General features: G+C 71.2%; 20 protein-coding genes and 1 tRNA gene. 9 read left to right on the forward strand and 12 right to left on the reverse strand.

The window, feature by feature from the left end; genetic code table 11:
* Positions 1–9: 9 nt before the first annotated feature.
* The gene (locus F0U47_RS09270; RefSeq protein WP_149749990.1) at positions 10–1,041 is read right to left on the reverse strand and encodes a family 43 glycosylhydrolase; all 1,032 of its coding nucleotides are present in this window, start codon (positions 1,039–1,041) and stop codon (positions 10–12) included.
* A gap of 15 nt (positions 1,042–1,056) precedes the next feature.
* A complete protein-coding gene (locus tag F0U47_RS09275; RefSeq protein WP_149749991.1) occupies positions 1,057–1,659 on the reverse strand; it encodes a LysE/ArgO family amino acid transporter in 603 nt (200 codons plus the stop codon).
* Positions 1,660–1,728: 69 nt separating this feature from the next.
* Here F0U47_RS09275 and F0U47_RS09280 point away from each other — a divergent pair, with 69 nt between their 5' ends.
* Positions 1,729–2,598 carry a LysR family transcriptional regulator ArgP gene (locus F0U47_RS09280; RefSeq protein WP_149749992.1) on the forward strand — a complete coding sequence of 290 codons (870 nt, stop codon included), beginning with the start codon at positions 1,729–1,731 and terminating at the stop codon, positions 2,596–2,598.
* 174 nt (positions 2,599–2,772) lie between these two features.
* On the opposite strand, the gene F0U47_RS09285 is transcribed toward F0U47_RS09280, so the two are convergent.
* A complete protein-coding gene (locus F0U47_RS09285; protein ID WP_149749993.1) occupies positions 2,773–4,644 on the reverse strand; it encodes an acyl-CoA dehydrogenase in 1,872 nt (623 codons plus the stop codon).
* A 152-nt stretch (positions 4,645–4,796) separates the two neighbouring features.
* Between F0U47_RS09285 and F0U47_RS09290 the strand changes: the two genes are divergently transcribed.
* The gene (locus tag F0U47_RS09290) at positions 4,797–5,255 is read left to right on the forward strand and encodes an RrF2 family transcriptional regulator (RefSeq protein ID WP_149749994.1); all 459 of its coding nucleotides are present in this window, start codon (positions 4,797–4,799) and stop codon (positions 5,253–5,255) included.
* Positions 5,256–5,260: 5 nt separating this feature from the next.
* Here the strand turns inward: F0U47_RS09290 and F0U47_RS09295 are convergent, their stop codons facing one another.
* Positions 5,261–5,938 carry a hypothetical protein gene (locus tag F0U47_RS09295; RefSeq protein ID WP_149749995.1) on the reverse strand — a complete coding sequence of 226 codons (678 nt, stop codon included), beginning with the start codon at positions 5,936–5,938 and terminating at the stop codon, positions 5,261–5,263.
* Between the two features lie 118 nt (positions 5,939–6,056).
* Between F0U47_RS09295 and F0U47_RS09300 the strand changes: the two genes are divergently transcribed.
* Positions 6,057–6,509 (forward strand): nuclear transport factor 2 family protein, encoded by a 453-nt coding sequence (locus tag F0U47_RS09300; protein ID WP_149749996.1) that lies wholly within the window; start codon positions 6,057–6,059, stop codon positions 6,507–6,509.
* 21 nt (positions 6,510–6,530) lie between these two features.
* Here F0U47_RS09300 and F0U47_RS09305 read toward each other — a convergent pair whose 3' ends face one another.
* Both F0U47_RS09305 and F0U47_RS09310 read right to left on the reverse strand, forming a co-directional pair.
* A complete protein-coding gene (locus tag F0U47_RS09305) occupies positions 6,531–7,163 on the reverse strand; it encodes a DUF2461 domain-containing protein (protein WP_149749997.1) in 633 nt (210 codons plus the stop codon).
* A gap of 10 nt (positions 7,164–7,173) precedes the next feature.
* The gene (locus tag F0U47_RS09310; protein WP_188111243.1) at positions 7,174–7,761 is read right to left on the reverse strand and encodes a TetR/AcrR family transcriptional regulator; all 588 of its coding nucleotides are present in this window, start codon (positions 7,759–7,761) and stop codon (positions 7,174–7,176) included.
* Positions 7,762–7,893: 132 nt separating this feature from the next.
* Between F0U47_RS09310 and wrbA the strand changes: the two genes are divergently transcribed.
* Positions 7,894–8,508, forward strand: coding sequence for an NAD(P)H:quinone oxidoreductase (wrbA, locus tag F0U47_RS09315; protein WP_149749999.1), 615 nt, complete (start codon positions 7,894–7,896; stop codon positions 8,506–8,508).
* Positions 8,505–9,920 (forward strand): MFS transporter, encoded by a 1,416-nt coding sequence (locus tag F0U47_RS09320; RefSeq protein WP_149750000.1) that lies wholly within the window; start codon positions 8,505–8,507, stop codon positions 9,918–9,920. The genes wrbA and F0U47_RS09320 overlap by 4 nt, the downstream gene beginning before the upstream one ends.
* A gap of 11 nt (positions 9,921–9,931) precedes the next feature.
* Here F0U47_RS09320 and F0U47_RS09325 read toward each other — a convergent pair.
* Positions 9,932–10,004 (reverse strand) — tRNA-Gly (locus tag F0U47_RS09325).
* A 29-nt stretch (positions 10,005–10,033) separates the two neighbouring features.
* A complete protein-coding gene (locus tag F0U47_RS09330) occupies positions 10,034–10,795 on the reverse strand; it encodes an SGNH/GDSL hydrolase family protein (protein WP_223162704.1) in 762 nt (253 codons plus the stop codon).
* A gap of 61 nt (positions 10,796–10,856) precedes the next feature.
* Here F0U47_RS09330 and dcd point away from each other — a divergent pair, with 61 nt between their 5' ends.
* Together dcd and F0U47_RS09340 are read left to right on the forward strand one after the other, a co-directional pair.
* Positions 10,857–11,432, forward strand: coding sequence for a dCTP deaminase (gene dcd, locus F0U47_RS09335; protein WP_149750002.1), 576 nt, complete (start codon positions 10,857–10,859; stop codon positions 11,430–11,432).
* A gap of 33 nt (positions 11,433–11,465) precedes the next feature.
* The gene (locus F0U47_RS09340; RefSeq protein WP_246159539.1) at positions 11,466–12,437 is read left to right on the forward strand and encodes a siderophore-interacting protein; all 972 of its coding nucleotides are present in this window, start codon (positions 11,466–11,468) and stop codon (positions 12,435–12,437) included.
* A gap of 3 nt (positions 12,438–12,440) precedes the next feature.
* Here F0U47_RS09340 and F0U47_RS09345 read toward each other — a convergent pair whose 3' ends face one another.
* The 4 genes from F0U47_RS09345 to F0U47_RS09355 form a co-directional block, all read right to left on the reverse strand.
* Positions 12,441–14,345 carry a CocE/NonD family hydrolase gene (locus F0U47_RS09345; protein WP_149750003.1) on the reverse strand — a complete coding sequence of 635 codons (1,905 nt, stop codon included), beginning with the start codon at positions 14,343–14,345 and terminating at the stop codon, positions 12,441–12,443.
* A 122-nt stretch (positions 14,346–14,467) separates the two neighbouring features.
* Positions 14,468–14,602 (reverse strand): hypothetical protein, encoded by a 135-nt coding sequence (locus F0U47_RS22000; protein WP_281290967.1) that lies wholly within the window; start codon positions 14,600–14,602, stop codon positions 14,468–14,470.
* 88 nt (positions 14,603–14,690) lie between these two features.
* Positions 14,691–15,512, reverse strand: a complete 822-nt coding sequence (locus tag F0U47_RS09350; RefSeq protein ID WP_149750004.1) for a DUF4097 family beta strand repeat-containing protein — start codon at positions 15,510–15,512, stop codon at positions 14,691–14,693.
* 33 nt (positions 15,513–15,545) lie between these two features.
* Complete coding sequence (locus F0U47_RS09355) at positions 15,546–16,085, reverse strand: pilus assembly protein HicB (protein WP_246159540.1); 540 nt, start codon at positions 16,083–16,085, stop codon at positions 15,546–15,548.
* A 79-nt stretch (positions 16,086–16,164) separates the two neighbouring features.
* Here F0U47_RS09355 and F0U47_RS09360 point away from each other — a divergent pair, with 79 nt between their 5' ends.
* Positions 16,165–17,691: a hypothetical protein gene (locus tag F0U47_RS09360; protein WP_149750006.1), complete on the forward strand. Its 1,527-nt coding sequence runs from the start codon at positions 16,165–16,167 to the stop codon at positions 17,689–17,691.
* 168 nt (positions 17,692–17,859) lie between these two features.
* Entirely contained in the window at positions 17,860–18,081 is a 222-nt protein-coding gene (locus tag F0U47_RS09365; protein ID WP_149750007.1) for a DUF7218 family protein, read from the forward strand.

The raw sequence follows: 18,081 nt of genomic DNA on the forward strand, positions 1-18,081 counted from the left end.
TCAGGCGGCTCAGCGGGTCAGGTAACGGGCGATCGAGGGCACGTCGTCCCGGAACCGGAGCTTGGCGCCGTAGAGCACGCGTTGCGCGGCCGGGCCGCGTTCGCCGGCCACGAACGGCGGGTCCGGCGGGACGGTCGTCCCGTTGCGCACCCAGCCGTGGAAGTACATCAACGGCGTCCCGTCGACGACGAGGACGTCGGCACCACCGGGACCGCAGAGCCCGCCCGTCGTGACCCGCGAGAGCAGCACCCGACGCGGCCGCAGCGGCCAGGTGGCGAGGTCGGCCGACCGGCGCCAGACCGTGCGATAGCTGCACTTCGACCAGATGTCCTCGGACGTGAACAGGTGGTAGAACGCGCCCCGCCGCAGGATCACCGGGTTCTCCATCACCCAGTCCGCCCGCACCAGCTCGCTGCTGGTGGCGCCGGCGGCCGGACCCAGGCCGCGCGGCCCGAGCGGCAGCATCCGGATCGACGAGGGCACACCGTCGGTCTTGTAGAGGAGGTACGGCGTGCCGTCCTCTCCCACGAGGTACGACGGGTCGATCACGCCCCGCCGCGGCAGGCCCGGCGCGTTCGGCACCGTGTCGTGCGCGGGTGGTGTGGCGGCCCGCCGGTGGCACACCAGCGGGCGCTCGTCGACCGGCCGGAAGGCGTCGTACGCCGTGGGCGCGGTCGCGACCCCGATGCACCGGCGCCCCTTGCCGAGCCCGCGGACGGGCGCCGCGTAGTAGAGGACCCATCGGTCGCCGACCCGGGCGAGGTCCGCGGCCCACACGTCGCCGTCCTTCGCCCAGCGCGGAAGCCGGCGGAGCGCCGGCCGGATCCAGCGCCACCCCTCGCCCGCGTCCCAGCGAGCACGGCGGAGCAGCGGCCCGGTGGCCACCATCACCTTGCCGTTGCGGGTGGTGACGACGCTGGGGTCGCCGGTCCGGTCCGTGGTGAGGATGGGGTCGGGGTACACCGCCGCAGCCGCAGGCACGAGCCCGACGGTCGCCGCGACGAGGAGCGCGCCGACGGTGAGGCGCACGCGATTGAGCACGCGCCGGACTCTAGATCAGGAAACGGCCAGGGAGAGGGCGATCGCCAGCATCGTCACCCCGATGAGCACGTCGAGCACCTGCCAGGCACGCGGGGTCGCGAGGAGTCGCTGGCCGAGGCCCGCGCCGTACCCCAGGCCGGTGAACCACAGGACGCTCCCCACGGCGGCACCGCCGGCGAACCACCACCGGTCGGCGGGTCCGTGCTGGTTGGCGATCGAGCCGAGCAGCAGCACGGTGTCGAGGTAGACGTGCGGGTTGAGGTAGGTCAGCGCGACCGCGCGACCGATCGCCGCGCCGCGGGACGCGGCACCGCTCCGGGCTGCCTCGAGGGTGGCCGGGCGACGAGCCCGGGCCAGGGAGAGGACGCCGTACGCCGCCAGGAACGCGACGCCGAGCCACCGCACCACCTCCAGCACCCACCCGGCGTGCGTCACGACGCTGCCGATGCCGGTGACGCCGCCGACGATGAGGACCGCGTCGGACAGCGCGCAGATCGCCACCACCGGGCCGACGTGCTCGCGCGCGATGCCCTGGCGCAGCACGAACGCGTTCTGCGCCCCGATCGCGACGATCAGGGACAGACCGGTGAGCAGGCCGGCGGCGATAGCGGTGGACACGCTTCGACCGTAGGGATGGAACACTCTTCAGACCAGCGAATGTTTCTTGGGATCCCTTAGCGTTGCTTCATGACGCCACAGCCGGCCCAGCTCGAGGCGCTCCTCGCCATCGCCGACCACGGCTCCTTCGAGGCAGCCGCCCGGGCGCTGCACGTGACCGCGAGCGCGGTGAGCCAGCGGATCCGTGCGCTCGAGTCGATCGCCGGGCAGGTCCTGGTCAGCCGGACGTCACCGTGCCGGCCGACGCCCGCCGGTGCGGCGTACGTCCGCCTCGGCCGGCAGACCCGGCTCCTGTACGACGAGGCGCGGCTCGAGGTCGACGCCGCCGACCACGTCCTCACCCTCCCGGTCGCGGTCAACGCCGACTCGCTCGCGACGTGGTTCCGCGACGTGCTCTCCGCTGCGGCGGGCTGGGACGGCGTGGCGCTGCGGCTCCGGGTCGAGGACCAGGCCTACTCCGCCGGGCTGCTCCGCAGCGGCGACGCGCTGGCCGCCGTGACCAGCGAGCCGACGCCGGTCCAGGGCTGCGCGGTGGAGCCCGTCGGCGTGCTGCGGTACGGCGCCGCCGCCGCCCCTGCGTTCGTCGACCGCTGGCGCCGCGGGCGCGGCATGGACTGGGAGCGGATGCCGGTCCTGGTCTTCAACGAGAAGGACACCCTCCAGCACGACGTGCTCGCCGCCCGCGGCGTGACGCCGCGGACCGTCCACCGGGTCCCGACGTCGACCGACTTCCACGAGGCCGCCCGCCGGGGGCTCGGCTGGTGCATGGTGCCCGAGCCGCAGCTGCTCCCCGACCTGGAGGTGGGCCGGCTCGTGCGGCTCCCCGGCCGTGATCACGTGGACGTACCCCTCTTCTGGCAGCGCTGGCGCCTCGACTCCTCCGCCCTCGCCCGCCTCACCGAGGCGGTCCACGCCGCCGCCCGCGCGCACCTGCGCTAGCAGGGCCGCCTATCGTCCTGCCGCCAGCGGGCCGCAACCGCTGACGACGTCAACCGCGAGGCCGGCGGCGTGGCGCACGCGGGCGAAGCCCGCATCGTGCGACGCCCCTGGCCCGTGCGAAGCGATGGGCCGGGCGGTGTCGCACGATTTGCGACACCGCCCGGCCCATTCAAATCAGAAGGCCGCCTCGTCGAGGTCCATGATCGCCAGGTCGGTCGCCTGGGCGATCGCGACCTCGGCGCTGATCTTCGGCAGCACCTCGGCCGCGAAGAACTGCGCCGCGGCGACCTTGCCCTCGTAGAAGGCCTTGTCGCTGCCCGGGTCGCCGGCGAGGGCGGCCAGGGCCACCTCGGCGCTGCGCAGCAGCAGCCACGCCACGACGACGTCGCCGAGCGTCATCAGCAGTCGGCTGGTGTTGAGGCCGACCTTGTAGATGTTGCGGAGGTCGCCGCCGCTGTTCACGTCGGAGCTCATCAGGTCGTTGACCAGGTGGCCGACCAGGGCGTTGGCGTCGTCCAGGGCCTTGCCCAGCAGCGCCCGCTCGTTCTTGAGCTGCGGGTTGGCCGCCTCGTCCTCCACGAACCCCTTGATCTGGTTGGCGATGTCGCCGAGCGCCTTGCCGCCGTCCTTGACGATCTTGCGGAAGAAGAAGTCCATGCCCTGGATCGCGGTGGTGCCCTCGTAGAGGGTGTCGATCTTGGCGTCACGGACGTACTGCTCGATGGGGTACTCCTGCAGGAAGCCGGAGCCGCCCAGGGTCTGCAGCGACTCGGTGCCGAGCAGGGTCCACGAGCGCTCGGAGCCGTAGCCCTTCACGATCGGCAGCAGCAGGTCGTTGAGCGCAGCGGCAGCCTTGTAGTCGTCGCTGCCCTTCTCGGCCAGCTGGATCCGGTCCTGCACCGCCGCGGTGTACAGCACCAGCGAGCGCATGCCCTCGGCGTACGCCTTCTGGGTCATGAGCGAGCGGCGCACGTCGGGGTGGTGGGTGATCGTCACCTTCGGCGCGGTCTTGTCGGCGGCCTGGGTGAGGTCGGGGCCCTGGACGCGCTCCTTGGCGTACTCCAGCGCGTTGAGGTAGCCCGTCGACAGCGTCGAGATGGCCTTGGTGCCCACCATCATCCGGGCGTTCTCGATGACGTCGAACATCTGGGCGATGCCGTCGTGGACCTCGCCGAGCAGCCAGCCCTTGGCCGGCTCTCCCCCGCCGATCTGCGGGTCGCCGAAGGTGACCTCGCAGGTGTTGGAGACCTTGATGCCCATCTTGTGCTCGACGTTGGTGACGTAGGCACCGTTGCGCTCACCGGTGAGCTCACCGGTCTCGTGGTCGAAGTGGTACTTCGGCACCAGGAAGAGCGAGAGGCCCTTCGTGCCCGGCCCACCGATGCCCTCGACGCCCTTCGGGCGCGCGAGGACGAGGTGCATGATGTTCTCCTGCAGGTCGGACTCGGCGCTGGTGATGAAGCGCTTGACCCCGACGATGTTCCAGGAGCCGTCCTCGTTGGGCGTCGCGTACGTCGTGCCGGCGCCCACGTCCGAGCCGGCGTCCGGCTCGGTGAGCACCATCGTGGCGCCCCACTGACGCTCGACGATGTGCTGGGCGATCAGCTTGTCGCGCTCGGTGCCGTTCTCGAAGACGACCTTCGCGAAGAACGGGCCCGCGCCGTACATCCAGATCGGGGTGTTGGCGCCCAGGATCATCTCGGCGGTCGCCCAGACCAGCGAGGACGGCGCGTTGGTGCCGCCGATCTCCTCGGGGGTCTGCAGGCTCCAGAAGCCCGACTCCATCCAGGTGTCGTAGCTCTTCTTGAACGACGCCGGCACGGGCGCGGTGTGGGTCTTGGGGTCGAAGACCGGCGGGTTGCGGTCGCCGTCCTCGAAGGACGCCGCGAGGTCCTCGCGACAGATGCGCTCCACCTCGGAGAGGATCTCCTTGGCGGTGTCGACGTCCATCTCCTCGAACGGCCCGGCGCCCAGGATCTCCTGGCGCCCGAGGAGCTCGAACAGGTTGAAGTGGATGTCGCGCAGGTTGCTCTTGTAGTGACTCACGGTCCCACCGTTTCTTCATTGAGTGAGTGGTGATGACACGAGTGGCGCTGGGGCCTACTCGCGAGTAACTTTATGATACGTGGGGTGCTTGCTCCGGGCAAGCAAGCCCCCATGTGAAGTGACTCGATCGAGAAATCTGAGACACTGGACCCATGCGAGTTTCCGCCAAGTCCGACTACGCGCTCCGCGCCCTGATCGAGATGGCGGGCCGCGAGGACGGACGTGCGGTCAGCGCCGAGGAGCTGGGGCGACTCCAGGACATCCCCCACGGCTTCCTCCAGGCGATCCTCGCCGACCTGCGCCGGGCGGGCGTCGTGATGTCCCAGCGCGGCCAGTCAGGCGGGTGGCGCATGGGCCGTGCCGCGGCCGACGTCTCCGTCGCCGACGTGATCCGGGCCGTCGACGGCCCCCTGGTGTCGGTCTACGGACTGCGCCCCGAGGCCGTCAGTTACAACGAGTCGGCCGACGTCCTCCAGCACGTCTGGATCGCGGCCCGGAGCTCGCTGCGCGAGGTGTTCGAGGAGGTCTCGATCCAGCAGCTCGCCGACGGCGAGCTGCCTCCGGCAGTGACCAAGCGCACGGCCGACGAGGACGCCTGGAAGGCCCACTAGCCCGCTCAGGCGACCGAGCCGAGCCTCTTCTTCAGCTTCTTGCGCTTGCGGTCGCTCTCGTCCCGCCAGCGCTCCAGGCTCTGGTTGCGCCGGGCCAGCCGTTCGATCTCGCGGCGGGCCTCGTCGAGGGAGGTCAGCGGCCGGATGCTGACCGGCTCGGGCACGGCGGCGAGGCCGAGCGACGCCGTACCGAACCCCGCGACCTTGCCGAAGGCTTTCCAGACGCGCTTCGGGGTGGGGTCCTCGAGCCGGACGACGTGCAGCCGCTCGGGCTTGCGGACCGCAGCGCCCCAGCGGTCGACCATCGCGTCGACGTCCTCGTCGGGGCGGGGGGTGAGGACGACATGGACCTGGAGACCGGCCAGGCCGTCGAGCAGCAGGTCGATCTCCGGCCGCGTCGCGGCGGCGAGCAGTGGCAGGCTGAGGACGACGGTCTGGCTCCCCTTCCAGGCGCGCCGGCACAACGTCGCCCACTGCCCCTCGACCTCCTTGCGGGTGAAGCCCCAGGCCTTGTGCTCGCGCAGGACCTCGACGGCGGCGAGGAACGTCTCGTCCGCGGACTTGGCGGGAGCGTCGATCCCGAGCTCGACGAGCGCGTCGCGGTGATGGACCAGGGCCGCCTCGATGATGTCCCCGGGGCCGGACGGACCGACGTGGAGGAACACCTTTCGCTTCTTGGCCATGCCAGCAGCGTCCGGGACCCGGCTGACGGCTCCGTGAACGCCGCCCGAACCGGACATGAGGCGGACCTGTAACGTCCGTCACTAGAACGTGTTCCAGTTCTGGTCGTAGGATCGGCCCATGATCACCTCCGACGCGATCGTCTGGAACGCCCCGAACGACCCGCACCCGGCCCGCGCCGCGTCCCAGCGCTCCTACTCGGCAGTCGCCAAGGGCGACCTGGACGAGTGGCTGACCGTCTATGCCGAGGACTGCGTGCTCGAGGACCCCGTCGGGCGCTCCATGTTCGACCCCGAGGGCGCCGGGCACCACGGCCACGCGGGCATCTCGGCGTTCTGGGAGAAGGCGATCGCGCCGATCGCGCGGTTCGAGTTCGAGATCCACGACTCCTTCGCCAACCCCGAGAGCAGCACCTGCGCCAACATCGGCCGGATCAAGACGTCGTTCCCCGACGGCAGCTACACCGTGACCGAGCTGATCATGGTGTACGTCGTCGACGACGGCGGCCGGGTGAAGTCGATGAAGGCGTACTGGGAGCCGGAGCGGACGATGGCGTCCTACACGTTGCCCTGACCTCGCCCGCGCGGGTCAGGTTCAGCCCTCGATCCGCTCGGCCAGCCAGTTGACCAGCGGCCGGAGCCGGCGCCAGTCCTGGCGCACCCGGTCGAGCAGCTCGGCCGTGTGCACGTACGGCTCGAAGCCGTAGGAGCGCATCCCGAGCAGGGACTTGTGGCGCAGCAGCGCGATCCGCGGGTGGTCCTTGGCGTAGCCCCGCGGGGACGTCTTCAGCTGGTCCCCCGCGATGTCGAACCCGCCGCGCTCGAGGTCCCGCAGGATCCGCTCGAGCAGCTTGCCGGTCCGGTCGTCGGCGATGCCCTCGCGGATCGCAGCCAGCTCGGGACCGGCTGCGTGGTAGGTCCCGCCGCCGATCCGGACGCCGGCAGCGGACACCTCGACGTACCACCCGGTCGACGGCGCCGCCCCCACGAACGCGCCCTGGTGCGTCTTGTACGGCGTCTTGTCCTTCGCGAACCGCACGTCGCGGTAGGGCCGGAACACCTTCGCCTCGCCGAACTCCTGGGCCAGCGCGTCGGTCAGCGCCACCATCGGCGCGCGGACCTGGTCGGCGTAGACGGCCTTGTGGGCCTCCCAGAACGACTTGGTGTTGTCGACCTCGAGGTCGTCGTAGAAGTCGAGCGCGGCGACCGGAAATCCGGTGAACTCCACGGGTTGCACGCTAGTCGGCGTCCTGCGGCCGGCCGGCGTCGCGGCGAAGCTCCAGCGCGACCAGGTCGTGGACCCAGTCGCGCCATTGTTCTCGGGACCAACCGCACTGGGTCACCAGCAGCGAGTAGCTCTCGACGGACTCGGTTGCGTAGACGAGGTCAGCCACCCGAGCGCGGTCGACCTGCTCGCCTCCGGGGCGCCCCGCGACCTGGTCGACGAGCAGCCGACTGAACTCCGCTCGCTGCGCCCGCAACGAGCGCATCAGCGCGGCGACGTCGGGGTCCGCCTCGGCAGCCATCATGGCGGTGTAGATCGGAGCGACCCGCGCGGTCGACATCTGCATCTGCTCGAGGGCACACCGCCACGCCTCGGCAGCGGTCGATGCCTCGGCCAGGGCTCGGAACCACTCCCTCTCCGCGATCGGCACCGGCTCTTCGTCCCCCGCGAGGGCGACGTCGTGAGCCGCAGCCAGCACTCCGACTTTCGAGCCGTAGGCCGAGTACACCGTCTGCACGGCCGTCTGTGCCGCAGCCGCGATGTCGCCCACGGTCGTCGCCACATATCCCTGGCGCTCGAACAGCTCGATCGCTGCTTGCACGACACGCGACCTCGCAGCCTCGTCCCGCGGTCGCCCTCGTCGCACGGCCACCCGCACCTCCTCTTGCGAAGGGCTCATTCAACCAGATAGATTCTGGAATTATATTCCATTATCTGATGTCAGGAGGTCTCCATGTCCCGCGTCGCCGTCGTCTACTACTCCTCGACCGGCACGGTCCACGCGCTTGCGGAAGCGGTCGCGACAGGAGCTCGCGAAGCAGGCGCGGAGGTCCGGCTGCGTCGGGTTGCCGAGCTGGTGCCCTCAGAGGTCATCGAGCGCAACGACGAGTGGCGTGCACACCTGGAAGCGACCGCCCACATCCCCTGCGCGACCGTCGACGACCTGGTGTGGGCCGAGGGGTTCGCCTTCGGCACGCCGACCCGGTTCGGTCAGCCCGCGTCCCAGCTCAAACAGTTCCTCGACTCGACCAGCGACGCCTGGAACGCCGGGCAGCTGGCCGGCAAGCCGGCGATCGGATTCACCAGTGCCTACGAGCGGCACGGCGGCCACGAGGCGACCTTGCTCGCGCTGTTCCACACGCTCTGCCACTGGGGGTCGATCATCGTTCCGAGCGGCTACGTCGACTACGACGTCGCGCACGCCGCCGGCGGAAACCCGTACGGCATCAGCAGCGTCGGGGGCGACGGACCGCCGAGCCGGGAGGTCCTCACGGCGGCCCGTCTGCAGGGCCGACGCCTGGCCGTGCTCGCCGAGGCGTTGGCCGTCCCGGCCGAGGAGGTGGCATGACGGCCGTCGGCACCACCCCGGACCACGCCGTACGGGGCTCCCGGCGTTGGTGGGCCCTGGCTTCGCTCACCGGGGCCAACCTGCTCGTCTTCGCTGCGGTGACGATCATGAACGTCGCCCTCCCGGCAGCACGGTCCGACCTTGCGCTCTCCACCGGGGCGACCCAGCTAGTGGTCACGCTCTACTCGCTGGCGTTCGGCACCTTCATCCTCTTCGCGGGCCGCCTGGCGGACGTGGTCGGCCTCCGGCGCTGCCTCGTGGCGGGCTTGGTCGGGTTCGCGGGTGCCTCGCTCATCGGTGGCATGGCCCCCGACGGCGGGATCCTGCTCCTCGCACGCGCCTTGCAGGGCGGGTCAGGAGCATTCGTCGCCGCGACGGCAGTGTCGCTGATGTCGGTCAGCTTCCCGTACGGAAGAGACCGCGAGATCGCCTTCGGAGTGCTCGGGGTGGTGATGGGCATCGGCACCGCGGGGTCGTTCTTGCTGGCCGGCGCGCTGGTGGACGTCTTGTCGTGGCGCTGGTGCCTCCTGGTCAACGTCCCGCTGGCCCTGGCGGTGGCCGGGGTCATCCTGCGGACCGCGCCGGCAGGACCTCGACGCGAGGGGAGCCGCGTCGACGTCGTCGGCGCAGTCCTCGTCTGCCTCTCGCTCGCGGCGCTGGTGGCGGGTCTCGACCGGGTCACTGCATGGGGCTGGCGGCACGGCGGGACGCTCGGCCTGCTGGCGGGCGGACTGTTCGGGCTCGGACTGTTCGTCGCTGCGCTCCGTCGTGTCGAGCAGCCCCTCGTCCCCCTGCACCTGGTGGCCGACCGGAACCGGGTCGCTGCCTACGTCGCGGCCGCTTTCGTCGGCGTCGCCATGTTTGCGGGCATGTTCGTGCTGACGTCGTTCCTCCAGGAGGTCCGGGGCCTGAGCCCGGTGCAGATCGGGCTGGCCTTCCTGCCCCTCGCCGTCGGCGCCGTCCTCACCACGTGGCTGCTCCCGGCGTTGCGGGCGCGCGCCTCAGCGGCTTTGGTGCTCGCGCTCGGCTTGGTTCTCGCAGCAGCAGCCGTGGCGACCTTCACCGTGCTCGGGCCCGAGTCGAGCTACGGCGGCGGCGTGCTGCCCGCGATGCTGCTGCTCGGAGCAGGCGGGACGGTCGTCATGATCACGGCCGGCGACGTCGCCACCCTGGGAGCAGGCGCAGAGAGCGGCGTGGCCGGATCGGCGGTCAACTCCGCCCAGCAGGTCGGGGCGGCACTGGGCACCGCCTTGCTGACGTCGGTGATGAGCCTGACGACGAGGGATGAGCTCGCGGCGGGTGCCGATGCCGCGACCGCGACGATCGCGGGGTACGCCCGTGCGGGCCTCGTCGGCGCCTTGCTGCTCGTCGTCGCGGCGGTCCTGGTGTGGCTCCTGCCGCGTCGACAGTGACTCAGCTACGGAGCGGACGACGAGGTTCGAACTCGCGACATTCAGCTTGGGAAGCTGACGCTCTACCAACTGAGCTACGTCCGCGTGCGCGCAACATCCGCGCGGTCGGAATGTTACCCGATAGGGGTCAGGCCCGGACGCTTCGGCTCCACACCGTCGCCGGACGAGCGGCCGGTGATCCGGCGCGCCACCCAGGGGGCCAGGTGCGCGCGGGCCCACGCCAGGTCGGCCTGCCGCTGGGCGCGCCGCGCGAGCTCCGGAACCTCGGGCACCGCGAGCGGCACCAGGTCGTGGGGTACGCCGAGCCGGTCGAGCACGGCGATGGCGATCGCCTGGTGCCCGGCAGGGTTGAGGTGGAGCCGGTCGGCGTCCATGATTTCGGCGACCTTCCAGCCACGCATCCGCCACATGTCGACCAGGGTCGCGTCGTGCTTCTCGGCGATCTCGCGCACCCACTCGTTGAAGACCGCCGTGCGGCCGCGGATCAGCCGCATCACCGGGTTGAGTCCCGGGTCGGCGATCGTGAACATCACGACCCGCGCACCGGTCGCTGCGAGCCGGCCGACCGCCTCGTCGTACGCCGACGCCAGCAGGTCGAGGTCGACCTTCGGCCGGAGCACGTCGCTGCCGCCGCCGTGGATGGTGACGAGATCCGGCGCCAGGTCGATCGCCGGGCCGACCTGCTCGTCGATGATCGCCGGCAGCTTGCGGCCGCGGATGGCGAGGTTGGCGTACCCGAAGTCCGGCGACCGGAGGGCGAGGACCTCGGCGACCCGGTCCGCCCAGCCGCGGCAGCCGTTGGGTCGCGTCGGGTCGGTGTCCCCGACACCCTCGGTGAAGGAGTCGCCGAGGGCGACGTACCTCTGGAAAGTCACCGGCCTATTGTGCAGCACTGTCCGGCGGCCGGTCGCGGAGTCAACGGATAGGGTGCCGCACGTGCTGCTGAGCGACCGCGACATCATCGCCGAGATCGACGCCGGACGGATCGCGATGGATCCCTACGACCCGGCGATGCTGCAGCCGTCGTCGATCGACGTCCGGCTCGACCGGTACTTCCGGGTGTTCGAGAACCACAAGTACCCCCACATCGACCCGGCGGCGGACCAGTCCGACCTGACCCGCATCGTCGAGCCCGAGGGCGACGACCCGTTCATCCTGCACCCGGGCGAGTTCGTGCTCGGGTCGACCTACGAGATGGTCTCGCTGCCCGACGACGTCGCGGCCCGCGTCGAGGGCAAGTCGTCGCTCGGCCGGCTCGGCCTGCTCACCCACGCGACCGCCGGCTTCGTCGACCCCGGCTTCTCGGGCCACGTCACGCTCGAGCTCGCCAACGTCGCGACGCTGCCGATCAAGCTCTACCCCGGCATGAAGATCGGCCAGTTCTGCTTCTTCCGGCTCACCTCGCCGTCCGAGCATCCCTACGGTTCGGAGAAGTACGGCTCGCGCTACCAGGGGCAGCGCGGCCCGACCCCGTCGCGGTCCTACCTGAGCTTCCACCGCACCCAGATCTGAGGGCGTCGCAGAAGTTAGGCTAACCTAACCTTCGTGACCGTCACGAAGAACGCGTACCTCGCCGGCCTCCCCATGATCCTGGACGAGGTCGAGGTGCTCCGTGCCGAGCGCGTCTCGCCGTCGTTCGTCAGGGTGGAGCTCGCCGGCCCCGGCCTGGCCGAGTGCGGCACCCCCGGCGCCCTCTACGACCAGCGGATGAAGATCGTCTTCCCGAACGCCGCCGGGGCCCTGCCGTCGTTCGAGGACATGGACGAGTCCTGGTGGGCGACCTGGCTGAAGATCCCCGAGGGCGAGCGCGGCTGCATGCGGACCTACACCATCCGGGACCTGGTCGGCTCGGGCGCCGACACCCGGCTCGTGGTGGACATCGTCGTGCACGCGCCCGGCGAGCACTCCGGTCCCGGCAACGAGTGGGCGCTGCGGGCTAGCGCCGGCGACCGGGTGGTGGTCCTCGCGCCGCGCCTCGGCCACGACTTCGGCGGCGTCGAGTGGTCGCCCGGTACGGCGACCCGACTGCTGCTCGCAGGAGACGAGACCGCCGTACCCGCGATCCGCGGCATCCTGCGCGACCTGCCGGCCGACGCCACCGGCGCGGCGTTCGTCGAGGTGCCGACAGCGGAGGACATCCAGCGCGACGTCGCCAGGCCGACCGGCTTGGAGCTGACCTGGCTGCCCCGCGGCGACGCCCCGCGCGGCGCAAGCCTGCACGCCGCCGTGATCGCCTGGCTCACCGGGACCGCCGAGACCGCGCCCGAGGTCGGTGACGACGAGATCGACCCCGACCTCTGGGAGACCCCGGTGCACTCCTCCTCCGGGGAGCAGGTCGCGGAAGCCACCCGGGTGCCGATGGACGACACCCCGTACGCCGGCCTCTACTCGTGGATCGCGGGTGAGTCCAAGGTCGTCACCGGGCTGCGTCGCCGGCTCGTCAACGAGCTCGGGATCGACCGCGGCCAGGTCGCGTTCATGGGCTACTGGCGCGAGGGCGTCGCGATGCGCTCCTGACCGCTAGCGCTTCTGCCGGCCCGGGAAGGTGATCACCGACGGGTGCTGGGGCCCGGTGTGGAGCGTGATCGGGAGCGCCTGGGTCGGGATGTCCGGGATCGGCGCGAGCAGGTGCGGCACGTCGAAGCCCTGGACGGTGAACCGGAGCCGGTGGCCGGGCCGGATCACCGCAGCGGTCGGGAAGATCTCGACGTCGACCGGGGCGATCTCGCCCCTCGACAGCGGGTCCTTCGACGCCTTGGTGAAGGGGTGCCACGGCTGGATCAGGCGCCCGTCGAGGTAGCGGGACCTCGACCTGACCAGCTTGCGCTGCGAGATGACCTGCCAGCCCCCCGTGAGCCGGGTGACCGTGCCGTCGGGTGCGACGTCCTCGACCGCGACCGACAACATCCCGTCACCGCCCAGGGAGGAGACGAAGAGGCGCGCGTTGATCGGTCCGCGGAAGCGGACGGGGCGCTCCAGGCGCCGGGTCTGGAAGGTCAGCCCGGTGTAGTCGTTGACGTTGTTGTCGACGAGGCAGGGGTTGGTGGGCCAGATCTGGTTCATGATCCCGGCCGTCCACTGGTTGGCCGACCTCGTGCAGAGGCCCGACACCGGCAGCGGGACCAGGGTCGACTCACCGGCGAGGCCGCGCTCCTTGCGGAGGCCGCCGTACTTGCCACCCTGCATCGACGTGCCGGACAGGAGCCGGGTGTGGACGCCCTTCCGGCGGTCGACCCACTTCCGCGCGGTGCGCCAGCGGTCGGAGCCCTGCTCGAAGTAGGTGACCGGCGCGATCTCACCGAGCCGGCCGTCACGGCCCTTGATCCAGTGGTCGAACCACCGCAGCTGCAGCTCGGCCAGCGAGCCGTGGCCCGCCTCGCCCACCTTGGCGCCCGAGGACCCCTCGAGGTGGTCCCAGGGGCCGACGATCATCCGCACGGGTGCGCCGTTGCGCTGCAGCTTCTCGAACAGCATCGGCGTGCCGCGCTGGAAGAGGTCGTGCTCGCCGCCGATCAGGAAGGTCGGCACCGTGACGTCGTCGATGTAGTTGATGGCCGAGCGCTCGCGGTAGAACGGCCCGTCGTAGGCGGGGCTCTGGCCGAAGAGCGCTTGCAGCGCGAGGGGCAGGGTGAACTGGCCGCCGGCGACCAGGTGGTCGATCAGCACGCCGATCGCCGAGGTCGGGTCGCTGCCGACGTAGGCCGGCGGGATCAGGCCGGTCCCGGTCACCAGGCCGAGCCAGAGCGGCATGAACCCGACGTCGATCTGGCCACCCGAGGCCACGATGTCGCGGTAGACGTCGGCACCCGGCACCTGCGGGAAGATCGCCTTGAGCCCCGGCGGGTGGTGGCCGGCTGCCATGAGCTGGCTGATGCCCATGTACGACGCACCGGCCATGCCGACCTTGCCGTTGCTCCAGTCCTGGCGGTGCGCCCAGCCGACGATCTTGCCGGCGTCCTTGTTCTCCCGGGCGCTGAACGCCGCCCAGGTGCCGCCGGAGCTGCCGGTGCCGCGGGCGTCGACGACGAGGTAGTTGTAGCCGCGCCGGACGAGGTACGCCGGTCCGGCGCCCGCCAGGCCACCGCCCCCGCGCGCAATCACGGTCTTGTTGTAGGCGGTGATCATCACGATCACGGGCAGCTTCTTGTCGACCGCCTCACCTGCGGCGTCGGCCGGCCGGATCAGATCACCCCGTAGGACGACGCCGTCGTCCATCCGGATCCGGAGGTCCGTGGTCGTGACCGTGTCCGGGTACTCCGTCGGCCGGGGCTTCCACCGGCTCGCGACCGGCGCGGCCGCGGCAGGCACGACGGCGGCCGGCCGGTCCGGTGCAGCGGCCGCGACGGTGACCGGCGCGGCGAGGCCGGCCCCGACCACCGCGGACAGGGCGGCAGCGAGCAGGGCGTGACGCAGCAGGTAGTTCATGAGGCTCCCTCGTAAGCCGTGCCCAGGCTCAACGACAAGTCAGGTGCACGGTTATTGCACCGACCCTGCCACGAGCGCGGCGCGGATGGCCGGGACGACCGCAGAGAGAGCGGCCGATGGGGTCAGAGGGAGTCGAGGCCTGCGCGGCGCGCGCGGCGGCCGGCCTTGACCCGGACAGCGACCCGGCGGCGGTCGGCACGGGCGATCTTCTCGGCGATCTCCTGGCGGACCCGGAGCTCGGAACTCGGTTCGATCATCGTGATTCCTCCTCTCGCTGCGCGTCGTGTCGATGGGTCTACTCAAGCAGTCGCCACCGACAGCGGATGGGCTCGTTCGCGTCGGCCGCTAGGCCGGCAGCAGGTGGACGTCACCGGACACGGTGGTGGCCCGCACCTCGACGTAGTCGGCCCCCGGCTCGGGCTCGCCGACCCCCTCCAGCCCCGAGCGGACCGTGCCGCTGACGGTGGTGATGTCGGTCCACACCGGGGTGCCGACGGGCACGCCGATCCGGATGTCGCCGGAGGCGCCCTTGCTGGTGATCCGGCCGCGCGAAGCCTGCCGGACCACGGTATCGCCCGAACCCGTGGTCATGGTGACGTCGGCCTCGGCGCGGGCGACGTCGAGGTCACCGGAGCCGGTCTTGACCCGGAGGGGGCCCTCGGCGTGCTCGACGCGCACGTCGCCGGAGCCGGTCGAGATCGACGCGGCGGCGCGCAGGTGGTCGGCGACCACGTCGCCGGAGCCGCTGCGGACCCGGAGCTCGCCGGCGATGTCGGTCAGGGCGACGTCACCGGACCCGGTGTCGATCGACCCGGCGCCGGCGACCCGCTCGACGCTGACGTCGCCCGAGCCGGACTTGACCGAGGCGTCGGCCACCCGGCCGGCCACGCGGACGTCGGCGCTGCCGCTCTTCACGACCAGCGAGCTGTCGGTGGGCAGCACGATGTCCATCGCGAGCTTCTGGTCACCGAAGAGACCGCGGTTCTTGGGGGCGATCACGCTGACCTCGCCGCTGGTCGAGCACTCCACCTCGACCTGGTCGGCGTGCTTGCCCTCGACCCGGACCTCGGTCGTGGTGACGTCGGCGGCCGTCACGTGGACGTGGCCGCTGCCGTTCTCGACGTAGAGCTGGACGGGCCGGGGCGTGTCGAAGCTGTGTTCGGGCATGGGGATCTCCTGGATCGGTGGGGGTTGGTGGTCTCAGAGCCAGCCGGTGACCCGGCGGTTGCCGCGCTTCCCGAAGGGGAAGTCGCCACCGAACGGGATGCTGGACAGGTCGACGTCGACGTGGATGGCGGTGTCGCTGGTCGCCGAGCGCACCAGGTTGACCAGCCAGGTGTTGAGGGACTGACCGGCGGCAGCCGCGGCGTCCTCGGCCTTGGTCTTGACCGACTCCGGCATCCGGACGGTGATCCGGGCCAGCCCCTCCTCGATCGCCTCCCCGGGGACCGGAGGGGCGGGCGGCGGCGGGGGCAGCGGCGCCGCCGGCGGCGTGGCCTGCGGCGCCTGGACGACGAAGTCGAGGTCGCGGCCGTCGAGGCGGACGTCGACCCCGCCGGCCGGCATCGCCGCGGTGATCTCGGCGGCAGCCTGGCTGATCGCCTCCATCAGGGCGAGCCGGGCTGAGGGATCGAGGGCGTAGCCGAGGCGCTCGGCGATCTGCCGCGCCTCCTCCCCCGCGCTCTCCGCAGCGGCCAGCAGGTCGCGGCGGAGGCTGTCGACGTACGGGGTGATGTCCATGTGCATCACTATGACGTCATAGTGACGTCATGTCAACATCAAAACTGACGTCAGCCAGTCGTCAGGCAGGCTGGTGACCATGACGGGTCGACGGGGGGCATCGTTCCTGCTCGTGCTGGTGGCGGTGCTCGCCGCCTGCACGCTCGGCGACGACCCACGCGGCCCGGACGCGCCGGGAGAGCGACCGGACGCCACCGGCGAGCAGTCGCCGGCCGACACCGGGCCGGCGCTCGCCGACGCCGCGTTCTGGGTCGGGCCGCCCGAGATCGTGATGGGTCCCAGCAGGTACGTCGACTCGCTGTTCAACGGCATCAAGGTCGGCGACACCGTGCGCGGCTACGTCGGCAACACCCACACGATGCTCCTCGAGGGCAGCAGCGTCGCCGACGTCGAGCCGACCGGTGACCTCGCGATCGAGGCGGGCTCCGAGCCGACGCTGTGGGACGACTGCGGCGCCTGGCTGAAGGCCGTGGAGCGGGACCAGGAGAACCCACGGCTGCTCCGCGGCTGGTACCACGCCGAGTGGAAGTGCGACTACCCGAACAAGGAGACCGACAAGTCGGTCGCCTACGCCGAGTCGCGCGACGGCGGTCGCACGTTCACGAAGCCGGGCTACCCCGACAACCAGGTGCTCAGCAGCCCGACGGGCTCGGTCGAGGGCCACCACACCGGGCGCGGAGAGCCGTCGATCGTCCGTCGGGGCGGCTACTACTACCTCTACTACCGCAACGTCCTGCCCGACCTGAGGACGGTCACCAGCGTCGCCCGGGCGCCGGTCTCGTCCGGCGGCGTGCCGGGCTCGTGGCACAGCTACACCGTGGACGAGTACGGCCGCGCGCGCTGGACCCAGGATGCTCGCGGCGGCCGGGCCGCCGCGCTCGAGACCGCGCTGACGGCGTCCTCGGCGAGCCTCCACCTGCCCTCGGGCGAGGTGGTGCTGACCCGGCAGCACCCGGCCAGCGGCGGCATCGTGCTCCAGGCATCAACCGACGGCGTCCACTTCACGGCTCTGCCCGAGCCGATCGTCCCGTTCCTGCCGAGCCAGATCCGCGTGGACTGGAGCGAGGTCGACGACGGCCAGATCTTCGGCTACACCTCGATCGTCGCGGAGAACGGCTCCCGCTACTGGTCCGACGAGTTCTACCTGTTCCATCTCTACGTCTTCCCCGGCGACACCCTTCACGGCGAGCGCTACCTGGTCCGCCGCCGGGTGTCGGTCACCGACGTGGAGGAGGACGACGCGCCGCGCTCGATGGTGGCCCTCACCCGCTACGTCGGCGACGGCGACCGGTTCGACACCTCTGCCCCCGTGAAGAGGTTGTACGACGCCCGCCCGGCCGCCGGCTACCTGCTCGGCACGCCGCAGCCCGGCCGCCAGGCACTGTTCGAGTGCACCGCCGCGAACGGCGACCGGTTCCTCGCCGCCAGCTGCGGAGAGTCCGGCGAGAGGGGACGGCTGGCCGGCTACGCGTTCTTGTCCGAGCAGCCGGGCACGGTCCCGCTCCACCGGTGCGCAGAGCGGGCGGACGGGTACGCCTCGGTCGACGGCGAGTGCGAGGGCGGCCGGGAGCTGTCGGTGCTGGGGTACGTCTTCCCCGCTCCCTAATCCGCGGGCGGCGCGCCTGCCTGGTTGACGGCATAGATCTCGCCGTCCTCGTCGATCCAGAGCTCCACCGCCCACGCCCTGCGACAGCTCGCCGGTTCCCGGCGGATCGGCCATGCCTCGGGCGCATCTGGGTACCACTCCTGTGAGGCACAACCGGAGGAGGCAGCGATGCCCAGCAAGTCGGCGAACGTCAAGAACGAGAAGCAGTACGAGGCCCTGAAGGACAAGGGCATGTCGAAGGAGCGCGCCGCGAAGATCTCCAACTCCAAGGACTCCTCGAAGAACGGTGGCAAGAAGTCCGGCAAGGGCGGCAACAGCAGCCAGGGCGGCACCACCGCGCAGAAGAAGAAGGCCGGCCGCAAGGGCGGGAAGGCCAGCAGCTCCTCCTGA

It is taken from the genome of Nocardioides antri, from assembly GCF_008373765.1.
Taxonomy (GTDB): domain Bacteria; phylum Actinomycetota; class Actinomycetes; order Propionibacteriales; family Nocardioidaceae; genus Nocardioides; species Nocardioides antri.

Excerpts from the sequence above, each read along its gene's own strand:
- F0U47_RS09280 (WP_149749992.1), top strand. The coding sequence starts at position 1,729 with ATGACGCCACAGCCGGCCCAGCTCGAGGCGCTCCTCGCCATCGCCGAC.
- F0U47_RS09290 (WP_149749994.1), top strand. The coding sequence starts at position 4,797 with ATGCGAGTTTCCGCCAAGTCCGACTACGCGCTCCGCGCCCTGATCGAG.
- F0U47_RS09295 (WP_149749995.1), bottom strand. The coding sequence starts at position 5,938 with ATGGCCAAGAAGCGAAAGGTGTTCCTCCACGTCGGTCCGTCCGGCCCC.
- F0U47_RS09300 (WP_149749996.1), top strand. The coding sequence starts at position 6,057 with ATGATCACCTCCGACGCGATCGTCTGGAACGCCCCGAACGACCCGCAC.
- wrbA (WP_149749999.1), top strand. The coding sequence starts at position 7,894 with ATGTCCCGCGTCGCCGTCGTCTACTACTCCTCGACCGGCACGGTCCAC.
- F0U47_RS09320 (WP_149750000.1), top strand. The coding sequence starts at position 8,505 with ATGACGGCCGTCGGCACCACCCCGGACCACGCCGTACGGGGCTCCCGG.
- F0U47_RS09345 (WP_149750003.1), bottom strand. The coding sequence starts at position 14,345 with ATGAACTACCTGCTGCGTCACGCCCTGCTCGCTGCCGCCCTGTCCGCG.
- F0U47_RS22000 (WP_281290967.1), bottom strand. The coding sequence starts at position 14,602 with ATGATCGAACCGAGTTCCGAGCTCCGGGTCCGCCAGGAGATCGCCGAG.
- F0U47_RS09350 (WP_149750004.1), bottom strand. The coding sequence starts at position 15,512 with ATGCCCGAACACAGCTTCGACACGCCCCGGCCCGTCCAGCTCTACGTC.
- F0U47_RS09355 (WP_246159540.1), bottom strand. The coding sequence starts at position 16,085 with ATGGACATCACCCCGTACGTCGACAGCCTCCGCCGCGACCTGCTGGCC.
- F0U47_RS09360 (WP_149750006.1), top strand. The coding sequence starts at position 16,165 with ATGACGGGTCGACGGGGGGCATCGTTCCTGCTCGTGCTGGTGGCGGTG.
- F0U47_RS09365 (WP_149750007.1), top strand. The coding sequence starts at position 17,860 with ATGCCCAGCAAGTCGGCGAACGTCAAGAACGAGAAGCAGTACGAGGCC.